The organism is Psychrobacter sp. Sarcosine-02u-2 (assembly GCF_002836335.1).
GTDB classification, from domain to species: Bacteria; Pseudomonadota; Gammaproteobacteria; order Pseudomonadales; family Moraxellaceae; genus Psychrobacter; species Psychrobacter faecalis.
Genome location: NZ_PJBX01000164.1, coordinates 43,975 through 60,937, shown reverse-complemented (window position 1 = coordinate 60,937; position 16,963 = coordinate 43,975). Strand labels below are relative to the sequence as shown.

The following is a 16,963-nucleotide window of genomic DNA, read 5'->3' as shown; positions in this document are numbered from 1 at the left end:
ATACTAATTAGCCGAGTATCTGAATATAAGCGCCGGCTTGTAGTTCTTGTAGCCAGTCTTCTTTGGCTTGCGGAGCAAGGCGCTGATATAGCGCTTGACGTGCCATATTGCGACGGTATTCATCGCTGACATCTTGCTCGCGTTTGCCTTCAACTTTTAGAATGTGCCAGCCAAATTGCGTTTTGAATGGTGCAGAGTAATCACCGACGGCGGTATTCTTCATCGTTGTTTCAAACGGACCAATCATTTGCTCTTCACCAACCCAATCCAAATCGCCACCGCGTCCTGCTGAACCGGGATCATCTGAATAAGTTGAGGCTAGGCTCGCAAAGTCGGCTCCTTTACGTAATTGCTCGTAGAGGTCATTGATTTTTTGCTCAGCCAAAGCATCGGTTTGTAGCTCATCGACTTTGACTAAAATGTGACGCGTATGCCACTGCGGCACTAGCATGGTATCACTGGATTTTTTATCAGCCAGTTTGATGATATCAATACCTTCTGGGGTCACTAACGGCGCACTGACGGCGCCAACTTCAAGTTTGGTGATTTCGCTAGCAAGCTCGGTTGGTAGTGCAGCCGCTTTATGAAAGCCCATATCGCCCCCTTGCAGCTGAATAGGGTAGCTGCCTTGACTTGCGGCAATGGCTTCTGTGACATCGACATTTGGCGTTTGCAGTCGTGTGCGTAGACGCTGCGCGACTTTTAATGCTTCTTCACGCTGGGCGTCCGACAGACGGCTGTAATCGTCCATATAGGGGATACGTACGTGAATAGTTTGATATTCGCTTTGACTCAAACGCTTGGCTTCAGGAGAGGCCAAAAAGGCATCGATATCTTGTTCGCTGATGCGCACGCGGCTTGCGATTTGGCGCTGCTGCAAGGCTTGAATCGCGGCATCTTCAATCAATTGCGCGCGTAGGGTAGCATAACTGCCTGGTTTTGCGGCGTCCAAACGTTGTTGTAACTCGCCAAGGCTGCTGAGTCCTTCTGCTTGGGCGATTTGAGCCAGCCGCTGATTGATGGCAGCTTCATCAGGATTGAGACCAACTCGTTTGACCATTGAGAGTTGTAATTCACGCATAATGAGGGCGTTTAGTACTTCAGACTGTAGCTGGGCTGAATTGGGAATGGGTTCACCAGCCGCCTGCGCTCGTGCTTGGGTTTGCGCCATAGCAGCGATCAGATCGCTTTTTAAGATAGCGTTTTCATTGACTAAGGCAATGATACCGTCCGTACTATTGGCAGGTGTCAAACGTGCGGCGCTATTTTTCTGAGTGCCAGCATCAACGTTTGCAGCTGAAGTTTTTGCAGGCTTAACGGTGGCTGCTTGCGCACTTAGGCTCAGAGCAATAGCGCCCGTCATACCCATAGAAAGCAATACAACTCGGCTTGTCTGACGTAAAGAAAAAAATCTCATGATGCTCCTCATCAATGTCATTGCATCGGATGGTAATCGGTTAAGCCCTAGCCGTTACTCTTCATTTAAGTAGCGGCTAAGGCTGTTTATAATAGGGTGTAAACACTGCTATATGCTGTTATAGCACAAATGTTACTTGATACATAAACCATCAATCATACGTGAGTCTAAGGATATAGACGACGTTTTATTCATCTTTCCAGGCGCTTTGAACCGGCTCAAAGCCCAACACTTTATCAGAAAGTAAGCGTGTTAAGCGGCTGCTACCGCTACCAAGACCATTGAGTCTGATTTCTGCCATAATCGCTTGTGTAGGTTTGTCTTTGATGTTTAAGTCATTATAGTAACGACGACCATAAACTGCAAAACCAAAACAGCAATCCTCATAATCAACACCGACTAACGAGTCGAGCATCTTATCACGATTATAATCGTATTGACCTTGCGCCAATACGCGCCAGTTATTATTAATTGGGAAAACCGCTGATGCGGTAAACGCCGATAAAGGTAACTGGTCGGTGTTTTCATCGCGCATACGCTTCACAAAGCCGACGTTAAATAAACTGTTGTCAGATGGCTGATAACGCAGCTCAGTGGTGATATAGTTTAAATCATAGCTATGAGTAAGCGCGCCGCTTACATCGACCCAGACGTTATTATAAGGCTGGGTACTGGTATCCCAAACCAATCCTGAGGAAGAATTCGTCAGTACGGGTTTTTGGTCTTCAAGGGTCACGCGCCCATCATCGATATAAAACTGCTCTGCGATACTACCATCAAAACGTGTCACACCCGTTGCATCGATGTAACGATAATTAATACCGGGTGTAAAGGCATGCAAATCTTGCAAGCGGTCATGACCTAAAAACCAGCTGTCCGAAAACAGTTGCTCGTAGTTGATAGAGGCAATACGGGTATTAAAGTTAGGAATATCGTTTTGGTCTTTATAGGGCGAGTAGGTATATTTTAAGCGCGGACTGAGCAAGCGATAACCGCCTAAAGTATCGTCAAAGGCGCCAAAGGGTGAGCCCGCTTGAGAAAAGTGCAAGCCAGCATCGACACTGACTTGAGGCACAAATACCGATTGGTTGCCGTCATCTTTGCTCAAATCATTGTCCGCCAAGCTGTCTTCATCATAAGACGTATATAAATGCTGTAAGCTAAGTTTAGGTTTGATATAGCCCCAAGATTTTTCCATCGGATAAACGGCGCTTAATTTATTATAAAAACGCGTGCCACTTTTTTCATTTTCAGAGCCATCATCGATGGATTTTTTAAAATAAGCCGAGTCACTTACGCCTGTGATATCAAAGCTTTTTGCCCATGGTAGACGATAGTCAAGTTTAAGCTGTGGCAAGCGCGAGTACGGCTTGTCTTTATCTTGTAAAGGCTGTCCATTATTGTTAAATGCATCGAGCGTTTGGAAAGTCTCGACTTTTAATTCACCATTGACATAATCGTTATAATAATTCACCCGCGCACGGCGTGGTAGGTTTAACGTATTGTCTGACAAACCCAAGGTATCGAAGTCGTTGAGATAATCGGCATCTGACACATAGCTATATTTTGCGTCGCCACTTAAGCGCGGAATACTGGTAGATGACCAATAATGATCGTAAAAAAAGCTGCTACGATCTTCGCCATCATATTTTTTATCATTGGGCAAATAAGAGCCGTTAAAAATCCCTTCGCCGTACTCCTCAGTTAGATAACGAAACTCACCGGAGAGCATGGGGTTACGGTTGGTATAAACGCGAGTATTAAGGGTGGCGTCGTAGTATGGCGCTAAATTAAAATAATAAGGTACGTCAACTTCAAGTCCGCTTTCACTACCGACACTCGCGCTCGGTAATAAAAAGCCGCTGCTGCGTCTATTGTCTATAGGGAAATTAAAATAGGGTAAATAAAATACCGGTACATCAGCAATTTTAAACGTTGTGTTGTAAGCTTCGCCGCGGCCTGTTTCGGTATCTAAATCGATGCTTTTAGCATCAAACTGCCATTTACGGTTGGTCGGCGGGCAGGTGCTAAACATCACCTCATCAAGCTCATACTGCGTCTCGTTAGGGCGGTTTAAGCGCTTGGCATAGCCGTGTGCTTGCAGCTCTACGCTAGCAAAAGCCACGTCCTTAGCTGTTGATTGTCCAGTTTCGGTATTGTAGTTTAAGCTGTCGGCGACACCGATAAGACCGCCAGTGGAGGCTTTTTCAGTGAGGCTAGACTTAGCGTTTTGACCATTGATATTTTGTCCGTTGCTGTTTTGAAAACGGTTAGCTTCGGCCAAGCCAGCAGCGTTTTTGTTTTGTCCAGTCGCTTGGTCGGTAAACATCACTTTACCCTGTGCGGCTGCGACATTGTTGTTCAAATCGAGTACGATTTTTTCCGCTTCGATATGCTGCGTTCCTTGGTCAACGATGACATTACCAGAAAGCTCGGCGTAGTCGACATTGTCGTAATAGCCATAATCCGACTCTGCAAACAGTGGCGCTTGATTATTAGGAATGCCGTTTAAGTTGGGCGCTGGCTGGCCGTTAGGTGCGCCCGTTTCATTGATCGCACGTTGGTAATTAGGATTTTTTTTAGGATAAACCCATTGACCTTCACAGCGCTGGGCGCTATCGACGCTATTTGGTAGCAGTTTTAAGTCGTTGCCTACAGGTTCAATGGTTTGCGCGGCAAAAGAGTTTTGAATATCGCTGTTATTGCTATCTGCTACGTCATCATTGCTATTATTATGTAACGTAGCGGGATCTGTATCAGGCGTTAATTCATAAAATTCTGCTAAACGTATCAGGCTGTCTTGAATACTTTCGTCATTGACATCAATGCTGCGCTTATTGGATTTGGCTGTGCTGCTGTTATTAACGGGCGCAGTGGTATTGTTTGTTTTAGTAGCGTTGTTGACGGCATTATTATTAACATCAATCCTGTCACTGCTGTCATTAATTGCCGTGATATTTACGTTGTCACTGGTAAATACGTCATCATTGTTGAAAACAGGCGCAGTTGTTAATTGACTGTTTAACGCTTTATTATTAGCATCAGCAGTGCCACTTTGGGTTTGATTGCCCTTTTCAGTAGAGAGGGTATACAAGGTGGCGTCACTACTATTTTCAGTGATTAGTGGCTCAGTCGTCTGTGCATCAACATTGTTATCGACAGGATTAAGAGCCGCACTGACCGTCAAGCTGGTTAAGCCCAAGGCGCCAAATAAAATCAAACGGATGCTTTGGTAAAGCGGAGAATATAACAAGGGCACACCTATGATTGTAGAGCCTATTGGATTGCGATCGTTAAATGACAGGCTATATTTTAACGTTATTTAAAGGCGAATAAACCTATCATTAAGACGATAATCTCGAAAATCGGAACGTTTTACATATAATGACGACTAATCATAGTCAAAAAAAACCAAATCAGCTACACTATTTACCAAAATTTATACGATAGCGGATGATACAGACCTTTTTACGGCTACATAGCCAGTAGAGTTTGTCTGCTTAAAGCGGCTGCACTGTTTAGGCGCACGCTCATTATTTTAACAACTATTTGCCCTACATATCACTTATTTATGACTGATATTTAATTTGCGATACTTTTTATGACGGATAAAACCATGACAGTACCTAACGTAACCGCTACGCGCCAGCAGCAGTTAGAGCAATGGTTGCAAGACGTGTTTGCCAACCAAAAATTTATTCTTGATAGTCTGCCGGGTGATGCCAGCGCGCGCCAATATCACCGTATCCAGTTACTTGATAATGATGCTGTCGAAACTGAGCGCTATATTGTCATGGATTCGGCTGACGAACAAGACGCGTTGCAGCAGTTTATTAATGTCGCAAAACTGATGGCGCCAGCAATCAATGTTCCGACGCTCGTCGCTCAAGACGTGGCAAAAGGCTTTTTGATATTGCAAGATTTTGGTACGGTAGAATTTGCTCATCTGCTGGTCGATGCGCCAGCCGCTCAGGTGAATGATTACTATCAATTAGCGCTGCGCACTTTGGTTGCCTTACAAGTGGTGCCAGTGGCGACCGCAAAGACGGATCATCAATTACCAGATTATGATACTGCCCTACTAAACCGTGAGATGAATTTGTTTAGCGAGTGGTTTATTCCTTATATTGGTATAGAGCTTGAGCAAACGCTTTGGGAAAATCTTAAATCGGCTTTAATCGCTGAGATTTTGGTGCAGCCGCAGGTCATCGTCCATCGTGATTATCACAGTCGCAACCTTATGCAAGACCAAGCAGATCATACGCGCTTGGGCGTGATTGATTTTCAAGATGCGGTGATAGGCGCGTATAGCTATGATTTGGTATCATTGGTACGCGATGCTTATGTAGAATGGCCAGAGACTCAGGTATCAAGCTGGATACAGGACTGCTGGCAATTGCAAAAACAGGCAGGGCTGGTAACGGCTGATAATGCAGCGCAGTTTGAAAATGATGTCAATGTCATGGGCGTACAACGGCATTTAAAAGTGCTGGGTATTTTTATCCGCCTGTTTGAGCGTGATGGCAAAAGCCGCTATTTGGCCGATATTCCAAAAGTCATGCGTGACCTGATTTTTGAGCTAGAATGGCTGGCAGAACACGGTAATTCCGATATGCAGCAAGCGGTTACTCCTTTTAATGAATGGCTGCGAGAGTCTATCTTGCCTGCTTATCAACATAAATTTGTACAACAGTATATTTAAACAGCATGAGCAAAATAAAAGCGATGACAGTATTCATCGCTTTTACTTTGTTTAAAACAGTCGATAATGAATAATAGGCAATCATACAGCCAACAACAAGGAGCGTGTATGTCGGTAATAACGCAAGCGATGATTTTGGCGGCTGGCAAAGGTACGCGCCTGCGTCCGCTCACACTCGAGACGCCAAAGCCTTTGGTGGAAGTAGGCGGGCAGCCGCTTATTGTCTGGCATATCAAGGCGCTACAAGCCGCTGGCATTACTGATATCACTATCAATGCTTCATGGCTTGCAGACAAGCTGATGCAGACGTTGGGTGATGGCGCAGAGTATGGCGTGACGCTGCATTGGTCGATTGAGGGCGATGAGCCGCTTGAGACTGCTGGTGGGATTTTTAACGCGCTGCAAAACCATAAGCTGCGCGATGAGCCTTTTATCTTAGTCAACTCTGATATTTGGACGACCTATGATTTTGCGCCGTTGCGAGATTACCCGTTAGGCGCTGACCAACGAGCGCACTTATTATTGATTGATAATCCTGAGCATAATAATGGCGGCGACTTTGCTATCAATAATGGACTGGCAAGCGAGCAGCCGATTGCTGATGCAGACAAATATACCTTTGCAGGTATCAGTGTCATCTCACCAAGACTGGTAGATGGGCTGGTAACAGGACAACCGGCAGCCCTTGCTCCCTTGTTAAAACAAGCAATGCTAAAGTTCCAAATTACCGCTGAGGTGATTAAAGACAATTGGATAGACGTCGGTACGCCCGAGCGCTTAACACAAATTAATGACTATATAGAAAATCACAGTGTCGATAATCATCGCGGTGCATAAACGGTTTTACGACAGTGAAAGTTAAAACAAAAAAGCAGCGCTGAATATTTACTATTCAGCGCTGCTTTTTTATGGCGCTAGGTTTTGATAAAGAGATTTTATACACCCATTGCCAATTTTATTAATTGGGCAATGGTAAAAACAACCAAAAAACCCGCCAAGTATAAGCCTATAAACCAAGCCCATTGCGATTGTTTTTTACTGAGTTTTTTCATCACTATCTCCAAACTGCCTTTTAACTCCAAGCTATTTTCTAACTTCAAACTACCTTTCTAATCTAAGCCATTTTCTAATAATCAGTCATCACATATTCATGAGCGGATTAAGCTAAGCGCGGCTACTATCCCTACTAGATAGATAATAGCCGCTGCTTATTTAATACATGTGCTCGTGGTCGGTTTTACCTTTAAAAGTATAATACGCGAAAGCCGTGTAGCTTAAGATAATAGGTAACATAATACCGGCACCGATGAGCATAAAGGAGAGCGAAGTATCAGCCGCTGCCGCCTCATAAATGGTCATTTGATAAGGTACGATATACGGGAATATTGCCATACAAACGCCGATATAACCCATCAAAAATAATGCAACGGTCAATAAAAATGGACGATACTCGCGCTCAGTAGTTAAATCTTTACGCATAAAGAAGAATAAGAGCAAGACGATAATTGGCATCGGCGCTAGATACAACAGCCCTGGTAAACTAAACCAGCCTTCAAGCGCTTCGATATCTGAAAAATACATAAATATCGTCACCGCAATCATTGCGATGATTAAGGCGGTGAGCAGCCAACCTGATACTTTGCGTGCCCAGACTTGCAGCGTATGTTCGGTTTTGATAATCAGCCATGTAGAACCCAGTAGCGCATAACCAATCAATAGCGCAAAACCGCACATGATAGAGAAAGGCGAGAACCAATCAAAAGGGCCGCCTGTATACAGGCGATTGCTGGCCTCTAAGCCTTGGACTAGCGCCCCAAGCATAATACCTTGGGCAAACGTCGCAACGACAGAACCGATAAAAAAGAAACCGTCCCAAACGTAGCGATGGGCGGTGGCTTTAAAACGGAACTCAAACGCCACGCCGCGCATAATTAAGCCAAACAGCATAAAGATAACCGGCAGATAAAGACCGCTCATAATGATGCCGTAAGCGACAGGGAAAGCTGCGAATAAACCACCGCCGCCCAGTACCAGCCAAGTCTCGTTACCATCCCAAAAAGGCGCGATAGAGTTCATCATGCGGCTACGGTTTTTATCAGAGCCTGCAAACGGAAATAAGATGCCGCAGCCCAAATCAAAACCATCTAGTAAGACGTAGATAAAGACTGATAGCGCAATCAAGCCACCCCAGATTAAGGGTAAATCTAATACATCACCATAGTTAAACATTAGCGTAACCCTCCATCATCGACGTCGTCAGCAGGTTTATCCAAACCTTCTTCAGGCCCTTTGGTTTTATCAGCAGCGCGTTTATCACCGCTTAGCGTGCGACCTTGGGCTTCGGTGACAGAGTGATCATAGAAATGATCATCCGAAGGGTCCTCGTACGGTTTGGGTCCTTGTGCGATGAGGCGCAAAATATAAAAGCTGCCCGCGCCAAACACAAAGGCATATAGCACAATAAAGCCAATCAAGGTTGTCGCCACTTGCTGCGCTGCGATAGGTGACATACTCTCAGCAGTACGAATAACCCCATATATCGTATAAGGTTGACGACCTGTTTCGGTCACAAACCAGCCGGCAAGTAACGCTATAAAGCCAAGCGGCGTCATCATCATCCACGCACGGTGGAAGAGCTTACTCTCAGGATCGAACTGCTGCTTTTTAAAGTACTTATAAAGACTAAATAAACCGATGAGCACCATTAACATACCAATACCAACCATGATACGAAATGCCCAAAATACAATCATAACGGGCGGCTGATCTTCTGGTGCCCAATTTTTAAGACCTTTGACCTCACCATCTAGTGAATGGGTGAGAATCAAACCGGAGACATAAGGAATGCTAAGCTCATAGTTATTGGTTTGGTTCTTTTGGTCCGGTATGGCAAATAGCCGCAATGCCGCACCGCGCTCATCTTCCCAAATCCCTTCCATCGCCGCGACTTTAGCTGGCTGATGCTCAAGAGTGTTTAAGCCATGCTCATCACCGATGAGAACCTGCGCTGGCGCCACAAATATCGCCATAATCATCGCCATGCCGAGCATGACTCGACCATGCTGCCGATGCTCAACGTGCTTTTTGGACTGTAAATAATAAGCGCCAATACCGCCAACCACAAAGGCGGTGGTTAAAAAGGCTGCCGTCATCATATGGGCATAGCGATAAGGAAACGAAGGATTAAAGATAATTTCAATCCAGTTGGTGGGGTATAACAGACCATCAGCGCCCAGCATAAAACCTTGCGGCGTTTGCATAAAGCTGTTGGCGGCCAAAATCCAAAATCCTGAAATCATCGTACCGATGGCAACAATGGCGGTAGAGGCAAAATGCATGCGTTTGCTCACCCGTCCCCAACCAAAGAGCATAATCCCTAAGAAGGACGCTTCTAAGAAAAACGCCGTTAAGACTTCAAACGCCAATAATGGGCCTAAGATATTACCAGCTCTGTCGGAGAACACGGCCCAGTTGGTTCCGAACTGATAGGACATGACCACACCCGATACCACACCCAGTCCAAATACCACAGCGAAAATCTTAACCCAATGTTTGTATACTTCAACATAAATAGGCTCGCCAGTTCTTAGCCAGCGAAATTCAAGCACGGTCAACCAGCTGGCAAGACCGATAGAAAAAGCGGGGAAGATAATATGCCAGGAAATAACGAAGGCAAACTGAATGCGCGCGAGCATCAACGCATCCATTTGATCAATCATAAATGTAGCGAACATAAACGGTTACCCTTATCTGTTAGCTGAATAGCGTTGGCTTCCATGATACGCGCAAGTAACTGTCCGTAACCGTCCATCATTCAGGGCGCTTATTATTACGGGCAATCGCTAAGTATTAGTTAGCGGCAAATGTAATTAAGATAAAAATTTAACTAAAATAGCGTTCATTACCCTTATGTTTTATTCATTACCGTATGGTAAGACTAAAAAATTTTAGGGCTGACTATTTAGCCAAAGTAAATAATTTATATCCTTATAAACTATTAAATATTCATCAAACGATCGTTTTATTCATATTAAACATTTTAGTATTATGCGCTTCACCTTACGCACACGCAAGTTGCACAAGTGTGCTATCACACACCTATGCGTTCATAAACCACTTACAATATTAGCCAATAATCTTTGAAATAATAGTCATTGTTTAACTATTGTTATCAATAGATACCAAACAGCAATATAAAAAAACAAATTTTAATAATAAGAATTCAAAGCTTTTTATATAGGTGAAATTTAGTTTGTATCTTGCTGCTGTAATTGTTGATGCAAAATACGGCGTAAGGTCAAAATGGTTTGCGGGTTTTCTTGGATGCTATGACCGCCGTTAATAACCGTCTCTGACGCTGCACCATCGAGGTGAGCGCTGGTGTAGGGCACGATACCATCTGACAGCTGCTCGGTGAGTGCTTGCCCAATCTCGCCATCGACTGTCACGGCGGCGACCAGGGGTTGACCTGGTAACTCATCACTATCCGTTAACAGCGCATTGCTGTCATCAACGTCGATAACGTCCTCTGCATGGTCATTTTCTGTTATCTCTTCGGACAAGTCGAGCTTTGCTCCAGCAGGCTGCATTTCTGCCAAACCTCGGGTGATATCGGCATCGTTATTGGCGATGATTGAATGATAGGTGATACGGTCGTTGATACGGATATCTTTGGTTAATTGAATAAAAGACGATTTGTCACTCAATTGACTGGCGCCGTTTTGTAAATATAGCGCGCCGAGCGGGTTCTGGGCCAAATCGCCTTGGATGGCCAAGGCTGCTAAGTTATCGGTCACCGTTTTTACCAAACCAACGGGCAGATACACGATGCGGCGTAGCGCGCGCGTGAACCAGCGGTCGGCATAATCGGTACCGCGAAACGGCGACGATAAAAATACTGCCGTATCTACTTGTGGTAAAGTTTTAAGCTCAAAACGCTCTTTTAGCTGCTCTTTGCCCGCAGACTGCTTGATCGCCTCACGTATTTGACGTTTCTCATTCATCGACAGCGCATTTTGGTCGTCAAGTCGGTCCAAATCATCGAGCAAATTTTCGTCAGACAACATCATACGCGCAATGATACCGCCCATACTATGACTGATAATGACGCTGTTTTTACTGGCAATATTTTCCCCTATCGGGTCGGTTTTCTCATAAGCGGTATTGATGAGCTTTTGAATTTGATAACGATTTTCCAAAATAGGCAAGTTGGTTGGATAAAAAATCTGCCAAACTTGATAGTTATTGCGCAGTTTGTCGTCATTAAAAATATCGTTGGTTAAGTTGACCCATGTCGCTGGGCTTGAGGCCAAACCGTGCAGCATGATGATGACGCGCTTATCAGCATCATAAGGTTCGAGCATAAAGAGCTTGGGTAAACTGGTTTCTTTTTTACGGGAAATCAGGTTTAGATAACCGACGCCATCGAGCTGGTTTTCTGCCAACCATAAGCCGTAACCTGCTGAAAAGTTTGCCGCCAGTGGATAATCGTCACCTAAGATATTGGCGCTCTCGCTGCGGTAAGGATTGTATAAATGAATATCAAGCTGTTTGCTGCTCAGGGTATCAAGCACGCTATTGCCCGTCGGCTTAATCAGCCCGGTCATCAGTAAATGTCCAGTCGGATAAATCCGCGTACTGGCATCATCACTGTCCAAGCTATCCTTTGAGCGCTCTCTCGAGCTTTCATTTATATCGTGGGCTGTTCGGCGAGGGCTTTCTTGATGCAGTCTGCCTGTCCTATCTGCTAACGACGAGATTAATAATTGACGAATGGTAGTGGTATAGCGGTCGTCTAATGAGGCCACCAAGCTGATACCCAGACCTGGGCGCTTACTAATAGAGTTTAGTCCAGAGAGGCGTAGCTCATAGGTCGAGACCAAATCGGTTAGGGCAGCGGTTTGTTGGTTGGCATTTTTGAGGTAGTTATTTTCATTGGGCAAATAGACATTAAGATTGTAGTTGTCTATGTGCATCTTCATGACTTTGATTTGGTCGGTTGGTCGCCCCTTGACGGCCGTAAGATTGGCAATTACTGCTTGCTCGCTGCTAGTGGCAGTACTTGCGGACGTCGGTAAGTATTCTACCTTGGTATTACCCATCATTTTACCGCCACCATCAGCCGTTTGATAGAGCTGGGTAATCACATCGTTACTAGCGGCGTTATAGATGTCTTGGGTTTGGATATCCATCTCACTTGGAATGCGACTTTGCGCGTGTGAGCGTCTGGTTTCTTTATCCGCACCTTCAAAATCATGCTCTAAGCTGTCATAAAATAAGTACGTATAACTGGTTTTAATGGCATCAAATAAACGTTCTTGATAGCCAATCAAGCAGCTATCGGTTCTTTTTTGCTGCGCCTTGGCATCAATATCGCTTAAAGGCGCGTTGGCATAATAAGGGTCAATTGGCGGGCGGGCGAGGGCATTGCGGCAGTCTTTAGATTCGCCAAGCTGGCGCGCTTTGGCGTAGTGTAATTCAGCAAAAACTGCCAAAGCTGGGCGATAATGTTCATTTAGCATGCTGTCGGTAAGCTGCGTTAGGCAGAGGTTAAACTGCTGCATACACGCTTGCTCATTTAGCCCTGCTGATAATAAAACTGAAGCGGTATCGCTACTCAATTTGTTATCGGTAACAATATTGCCGCGCTGGGCAGCGATGGTCTTTGCTGAGGGCTGTTTATTGACGGAGACGGTGCTACAGGCAGGCAATATTGCCAAGGCGGCGACCACTGCGAGTAGAGCAAAAGGCGTCTTGTTTTTATGCTTACACTCATGCTTATGTTCTAGCGACGGCGTATCGTTGGCAGGGTCAGCAAATATCATAGGTCATTCCAATAATAAGTATCAGCAACGCATCATAAATAAGTGATAAATGTCACATTTATATAGCAGCATGAGTGTAACGTAAGTCGAGCTGTTCGACTATTGTAGTTGTTGTCTTATAGTCAGCTATCTTATATTCATATAGCATGAAATACTATCGAAAATATGGATGGGCTATGCTTAACAAAGCCCACTTAGATATTTCTAAATTAAGCACAAAAAAGCGCGCTCACATTATTAATCATAATTGCAGCGCGCTTTTTTACAGCTCTTTAGAAATCAGTGTTAGCTACCATTTTACCAAATAGCTAATACTTTACGTTCCCATCACAAAGAATTAAGTGCTTGGTTTAATATTAATATCTGGGGCAGGGATATCCCAAATATAAAATTTACCATCTTCGATGAGCTTGATTTGTTGACGAATAATAGCGTTGTCAGGGTTTTGTTGCGCCAAGCGGCGTAAACGCTCTAGTGCCTTATCACGGCGATCACTTAACAAGTCAGATTGCGCAAGACTCTGCTCAGCTTCGGTATAACCAAGATCGACTGCTTGATCAAGGTATTTTTGACCTTCTTTAAAACCGCCACCTTCTGAGAGCATCATGCCATAGATAAAGTTGGCCTCGCCGCTATTAGGTTTAAGTTTGATGGCGCGATCAATATATTGTCCGCCACGTACCGTGTATTCTGAGCCTAAATCTAAGTTGCGTCCCATGCCATTGAGTTTGGCGGCGCGAACTAAGACATCGTACGAGGCATTTGGCGCTTTGGCATACGGCTCAATCCATTCAGTCAAGACTTTGATTTTTTCGCGGGCGTTGTGGCGCTGGGTGCGGTTCGGGAAGTTTGGTGGATAATGGCGCGCATTTGGTGAGACTTCTTTGATAAAGTCATCGAGTAAGCTGACGTCCAGTTTATCGGTGCCAAGTCCTTGCTGCTGCGGTATGAGCACGGTAGGGACAAAGCTGATATCTGAAATACTCACTTGCGGGGCTGGGATGTTTGGCAGCTGACCACTGCGTAAATCAATCCCTGTTGCAGTGATAGGACCGCGCTCATAAACGCGCGTCGTACCGGTCAACTCGGACGTGTCTGGTGTTGGTACGGCTGGTGGTTGGGCAGCATTTTGCGCAGTGTTTAAAGGCGCACGGTTTGGTTGGGCAATAGCCTGCTGGACATTGCTTTGCTGCGTATTAGGGGCTTGATTATTAGCTGATTGCGCGACGTTAGTTGGTTGAGCGGTACTCTGCTGAACGTTATTTTGAGCGCCAGTCTCAACTCCAACATTGGCTTGAGCGTCAGCTTGCGCCGTGCTGATCGTTGCATTTGGCTTGGCTAGGCGAATGATACGTTTACTAGAATCGATAGCGCTAGGTACTGCTGTGCTGCTCGTAGCGGACGCTGCGGCGGTATTCGCTTCTTCAGCTGCATTTGCCGGCGCTGATAGCAGCATGGTACAAGCGGCAGCGAGTGCCGTTAGGGTCGCAAGCCTAGGCGCTTTACTAGAGTGGGGCGCTTTATTAGAAATAGGGGTTTGGCTGATGGGTTTCATAAAAATAATTACCTTTTAATCGTTGTCGTTTATCAGTTATTGTAGTTACTGACTTGTTATCTATTCATCCATTGATTGATCGTTAGGTTTTGGCATTCCGTAAAATCGTACAAATTTTTCATACCCTAGCAAATTAATCTGACTGCTAACAGTAGTAGGATTGTTAAAAGCACAGAATAATGCCGTCTGTAGCCACTAAAAAAGGATGCAGATTAGTAGCGCCTGCGTATTATAGATGATAAACGCTTATAAATGATAAGCAGTGGCTTTCATGCGATTGGCCATCCAGCGCATCGTGTGGCGCACCAGTGGCGACAATGCCGCGCCGCCATTGGCCAGCGCCAACTCGCGGTGATGTAATTCTTCAATATCCATTTGCGCCAGTATTTCTCTTGAGCGTCGATCTTGCGGTGGCAATTGACCGATATGGTCTTGCAAATGCTCACTAACTTGCGCTTCGGTTTCGGCAACAAAGCCCAAGCTAAACTCGTTAGAAATCGCCCCTGCTACCGCGCCAAGCCCAAATGACATGCCGTACCATAAAGGCGTAAAAATACTAGGATGGCTACCAAGCTCATCTAATCGTACCTCGCACCACACCAAGTGATCGACTTCTTCTTCAGCCGACTGTTGCATGGCTTGCTTGACGTCATCGTTTTTTGCGGCAAACGCTTGCCCGTGATACAGCCCTTGGGCGCAGACCTCGCCCGTATGATTGATACGCATCAAGCCTGCGACATGACGGGCTTCGTTGATACTTAGCTCAGGAATCTCATCACTGCTAACAGGCAGCGGGCGAGTGCTAGGATTTGAATGCGGTACAACCGCTCGCAATGCTTTATCTACGCCAAGTAATAGCTGGTCAATTTTTGATAAGGAACGCTGCGCCATGATTCACTCCTGATGGCTGTATGAATTATAAATAGAACTTATGATGAATAGGTTTAAGCTATTTAATAGGCCACTAAGCCTATCAGATAACACTTATCGAACCACTATAACAAACAATAGACAATCTCGGCAGCGAAATTATTGGCTTGCCGATTCATATTGCGTTTGGCGCTAGTCGTATCGATTCTGCTCGTCATCATGGGTTTGGATAACGGCGTGTTTGACATGTTTATTAAGCTTGAAATATAAAAATATACCAAAAATAATATTTAATATACCGGTGACTAAAAACAGTTGCGGCAAATTTAGACCCAGCGCATTTAATACCACAATCGAGAAAATCGCCGAACACACCATAAAAATGGCATTAAAGATATTATTGGCACCGACGATACGCGCGCGATGGCTTTTTGGCGCATAAGCCTGCATAGAGGCATATAAAGGCACGATATATAAACCGCCGCTAAAGCCCAAAAAGAATAAGTCGGCAAATACGCGCCAGCTACCGCTCATACCCCATAAATCACTGATACCAAATAAGGTAGCCGAGCTGACACTGAGTTTGAGCCCTGACAAAGAAAAATATAAATCAATGGCAAAAATGCTCAAACCTGCAATGCCAAAGGGCAGTAAGCGCAAGCTGACTTGGTTTTTGGTCAAGGATTTGCACAGTAGTGAGCCAATCGACACCCCAACTGAAAATAGCGTCAACAAAAAAATCACCACGGACTCATCGCCATGCAAAATGACTTTGCTAAATTCTGGCGTTTGGGTCAAAAACGTCGCGCCATAAAACCAAAACCAGCTATTACCAAGAATGACAAAGAATAAAAAAGGCAACGAGTATAAATAACGCACCGTCGCCATACTGGTGGTAAAGATATTCCAATTAATCTTCAAATCAGGCTGCATCGCTGGCATGGTGGGAATAAAACGGGCGGCAAAATAGCCTATCGCCGCAACAAAAAGCACCGTCACACTTATCCAAAATAGCGGCTGGGTAATTTGGGTCAATACCCCAGCGATAATCATACCAAGCAAAATGGCAAGCGAGGTGCCCATTTGAAACAGACCATTGGCACCGACCAGCTCATTTTCCCTCATCGCTTGTGGCAAGTACGCATACTTAATCGGCCCAAAAAACGTCGATTGCGTGCCCATCAAAAACAGCGCCACAAATAACAGCGCGTACCATTCAAAGACAAAGCCGACAGCAGCGATAATCATAATGCCTATCTCAAGCAATTTAATTAAGCGCGTCAGTTTTGATTTTTCAAACTTATCAGCAATTTGCCCTGCCAATGCCGAAAATAAAAAGTACGGCAAAATAAACAACATCGCCGCCAAGTTATTTAAAATACTGACTTCCATGTCCAATTGGCTGGCAGCAGTATAGGTCAGCACCAGTATCAGTGCTTGCTTAAAGATATTGTCATTAAAAGCACCCAAAAATTGGGTAAAAAACATGGCATTAAACCGGCGATGTTTAAAGAGTTGAAACTGATTGGCCATGAAGATTCCTACAGATGGGTCGCGGCTAATAAAGGAGAAAACAAACTTTTACGCAGTGATTG

At 44.9% G+C, this 16,963-nt stretch carries 11 protein-coding genes; 2 read left to right on the top strand and 9 right to left on the bottom strand.

The genetic code is table 11. The annotated features are described in order from the left end of the window. Positions 1-7: 7 nt before the first annotated feature. A complete protein-coding gene (locus CXF58_RS08560) occupies positions 8-1,417 on the bottom strand; it encodes a peptidylprolyl isomerase (protein ID WP_102077210.1) in 1,410 nt (469 codons plus the stop codon). A gap of 187 nt (positions 1,418-1,604) precedes the next feature. Further along, entirely contained in the window at positions 1,605-4,670 is a 3,066-nt protein-coding gene (locus tag CXF58_RS08555) for an LPS-assembly protein LptD (RefSeq protein WP_102077209.1), read from the bottom strand. 363 nt (positions 4,671-5,033) lie between these two features. Between CXF58_RS08555 and CXF58_RS08550 the strand changes: the two genes are divergently transcribed. Next, complete coding sequence (locus CXF58_RS08550; protein ID WP_225211535.1) at positions 5,034-6,119, top strand: aminoglycoside phosphotransferase family protein; 1,086 nt, start codon at positions 5,034-5,036, stop codon at positions 6,117-6,119. A 108-nt stretch (positions 6,120-6,227) separates the two neighbouring features. Further along, positions 6,228-6,956 carry an N-acetylmuramate alpha-1-phosphate uridylyltransferase MurU gene (murU, locus tag CXF58_RS08545; RefSeq protein ID WP_102077208.1) on the top strand — a complete coding sequence of 243 codons (729 nt, stop codon included), beginning with the start codon at positions 6,228-6,230 and terminating at the stop codon, positions 6,954-6,956. 98 nt (positions 6,957-7,054) lie between these two features. On the opposite strand, the gene CXF58_RS08540 is transcribed toward murU, so the two are convergent. From CXF58_RS08540 to CXF58_RS08510, 7 genes are all read right to left on the bottom strand, one after another. Further along, positions 7,055-7,171, bottom strand: coding sequence for a DUF2474 domain-containing protein (locus CXF58_RS08540; protein WP_102077207.1), 117 nt, complete (start codon positions 7,169-7,171; stop codon positions 7,055-7,057). Between the two features lie 160 nt (positions 7,172-7,331). Then, positions 7,332-8,348 (bottom strand): cytochrome d ubiquinol oxidase subunit II, encoded by a 1,017-nt coding sequence (gene cydB, locus CXF58_RS08535; RefSeq protein ID WP_102077206.1) that lies wholly within the window; start codon positions 8,346-8,348, stop codon positions 7,332-7,334. Next, the gene (locus tag CXF58_RS08530) at positions 8,348-9,853 is read right to left on the bottom strand and encodes a cytochrome ubiquinol oxidase subunit I (RefSeq protein WP_102077205.1); all 1,506 of its coding nucleotides are present in this window, start codon (positions 9,851-9,853) and stop codon (positions 8,348-8,350) included. The genes cydB and CXF58_RS08530 overlap by 1 nt, the downstream gene beginning before the upstream one ends. Before the next feature lie 513 nt (positions 9,854-10,366). Further along, positions 10,367-12,943: an esterase/lipase family protein gene (locus CXF58_RS08525; protein ID WP_102077204.1), complete on the bottom strand. Its 2,577-nt coding sequence runs from the start codon at positions 12,941-12,943 to the stop codon at positions 10,367-10,369. A gap of 337 nt (positions 12,944-13,280) precedes the next feature. Then, complete coding sequence (locus CXF58_RS08520; protein ID WP_102077203.1) at positions 13,281-14,498, bottom strand: tetratricopeptide repeat protein; 1,218 nt, start codon at positions 14,496-14,498, stop codon at positions 13,281-13,283. Between the two features lie 246 nt (positions 14,499-14,744). Further along, on the bottom strand, positions 14,745-15,389 hold the full coding sequence (gene coq7 / locus CXF58_RS08515; protein ID WP_068404536.1) for a 2-polyprenyl-3-methyl-6-methoxy-1,4-benzoquinone monooxygenase: 645 nt from the start codon (positions 15,387-15,389) through the stop codon (positions 14,745-14,747). Between the two features lie 171 nt (positions 15,390-15,560). Next, positions 15,561-16,901: an MFS transporter gene (locus CXF58_RS08510; RefSeq protein WP_102077202.1), complete on the bottom strand. Its 1,341-nt coding sequence runs from the start codon at positions 16,899-16,901 to the stop codon at positions 15,561-15,563. Between the last annotated feature and the right edge of the window lie 62 nt (positions 16,902-16,963).

Bases quoted from the DNA above. Each gene is read 5' to 3' on its own strand.
- CXF58_RS08520 (WP_102077203.1), bottom strand. From the start codon at position 14,498: ATGAAACCCATCAGCCAAACCCCTATTTCTAATAAAGCGCCCCACTCT.
- coq7 (WP_068404536.1), bottom strand. From the start codon at position 15,389: ATGGCGCAGCGTTCCTTATCAAAAATTGACCAGCTATTACTTGGCGTA.
- CXF58_RS08530 (WP_102077205.1), bottom strand. From the start codon at position 9,853: ATGTTCGCTACATTTATGATTGATCAAATGGATGCGTTGATGCTCGCG.
- CXF58_RS08525 (WP_102077204.1), bottom strand. From the start codon at position 12,943: ATGATATTTGCTGACCCTGCCAACGATACGCCGTCGCTAGAACATAAG.
- murU (WP_102077208.1), top strand. From the start codon at position 6,228: ATGTCGGTAATAACGCAAGCGATGATTTTGGCGGCTGGCAAAGGTACG.
- cydB (WP_102077206.1), bottom strand. From the start codon at position 8,348: ATGTTTAACTATGGTGATGTATTAGATTTACCCTTAATCTGGGGTGGC.
- CXF58_RS08540 (WP_102077207.1), bottom strand. From the start codon at position 7,171: ATGAAAAAACTCAGTAAAAAACAATCGCAATGGGCTTGGTTTATAGGC.
- CXF58_RS08510 (WP_102077202.1), bottom strand. From the start codon at position 16,901: ATGGCCAATCAGTTTCAACTCTTTAAACATCGCCGGTTTAATGCCATG.
- CXF58_RS08550 (WP_225211535.1), top strand. From the start codon at position 5,034: ATGACAGTACCTAACGTAACCGCTACGCGCCAGCAGCAGTTAGAGCAA.
- CXF58_RS08560 (WP_102077210.1), bottom strand. From the start codon at position 1,417: ATGAGATTTTTTTCTTTACGTCAGACAAGCCGAGTTGTATTGCTTTCT.